The 1,390-nt window shown below is 62.8% G+C and carries 2 protein-coding genes; both read left to right on the forward strand.

Annotated elements, in window-relative coordinates; translation table 11 throughout:
* A partial coding sequence (locus E5W70_RS32255) for a flavin reductase family protein (RefSeq protein ID WP_292665388.1) occupies window positions 1-212 on the forward strand: 212 nt, incomplete at its 5' end.
* A 31-nt stretch (window positions 213-243) separates the two neighbouring features.
* Window positions 244-1,390: 4-hydroxyphenylacetate 3-hydroxylase N-terminal domain-containing protein (locus tag E5W70_RS32260; protein ID WP_292665390.1), on the forward strand; the 1,147-nt coding region annotated here is incomplete at its 3' end.

Consider the following 1,390-nt stretch of genomic DNA (forward strand, 5'->3'; position numbering starts at 1 on the left):
GCGGCCCGGTGCTGCCTGGGGTAGCGGCGCTATTCGATTGCGAGCCGTGGGCCAGGCACGAAGCCGGCGACCACGTGCTGTTCATCGCTAGGGTGAAGCATTTCCGGTCCTTCGCCGATCGACAGCCGCTGGTTTTCGGCAAGGGGCGCTACGCATCACTGCAGCCAACGGAGTTCACGGCGCCGCTCTGGCCACTCGACATTCACTACTGATTTCTTGGCACTACTGACCTTGGAGGGTAAGATGATCAAGACTGGGGCGCAGCATATCGAGATGCTGAGAGACGGCAGGCAGGTCTATATCAACGGCCAGGCGGCTGGCGACGTCACCGCGCATCCAGCCTTCCGCCAGACGATCCGGTCGGTCGGCACGCTGTATGACTTCCAGGCGCGGCAGGACAACCGGGAACTGATGACCTTCGAGGTTCCCGAAAGTGGTGGGCAGCGGGCCAACCGCATCTGGCAGTTGCCGCGCAGCCATGCCGACCTCGTCGAGCGGCGCAAGGCGCTGGAAGCCTGGACAGAGCTTCACTATGGCTTTCTCGGTCGCGCCCCGGACCATGTCGCTTCCTGCATTTCTGGCATGTTCATGGGGATCGAGGTCTTCGAGGCTTATGACAAGGCGCGCGCCGCGGCACTTGCCGACTATTACCGCTATGCCCGGGATAATGAGCTCTATCTCACCTATGCCATCCTCAATCCGCAGGCCGACCGCTCGAAGTCCGCGGGTGAGCAGCAGGACCGCTTCCTCACCGCCGGCGTCGTCGACCAGGACGCCGCAGGCCTGACGATCCGCGGCGCCAAGATGCTGGCGACCGGCGGCATCATGGCAAACGAGGTGTTCGTCACCTGCATCCAGCCGCTGCGCGAGGGCGACGAGCCCTATGCAGTGTCCTTTGCCGTGCCGATGAACGCTGGCGGGCTGAAGATCCTGTCTCGCAAATCCTACGAGGAGAGCGCCGTCAGTGTCTTCGACAATCCACTCGCCAGCCGCTTCGACGAGAACGATGCCGTGCTCTACTTCGACGATGTGAAAGTTCCCTGGGAGCGCGTCTTTATCAACCGGGACATCGCCATGTGCCAACGGCAGTTCCATGCCACGCCGGCGCATGTCTTCCAGAACTACCAGGCCCAGATCCGCCTGATGGTGAAGATGCGCTTCCTCGTCGGCATTGCCCGGCGCATCGCCGAGACCAATGGCGTCATCAACTTTCCGCAGGTGCGCGAGACGCTGGGAGCCCTTGCGGCGCAGAACACCATGGTCGACGCGCTGGTGCACGCCATGGAGGTGAAGGGCCGCATGCTTGGCGCCTATTTCGTGCCCGACGCGCATACCCTCTATTCAGCGCAGGTGCTGACGCAGCAACTCTATGGCGGGGTGATCATGGCCT

This window comes from Mesorhizobium sp., assembly GCF_005063415.1.
Lineage (GTDB): Bacteria > Pseudomonadota > Alphaproteobacteria > Rhizobiales > Rhizobiaceae > Mesorhizobium.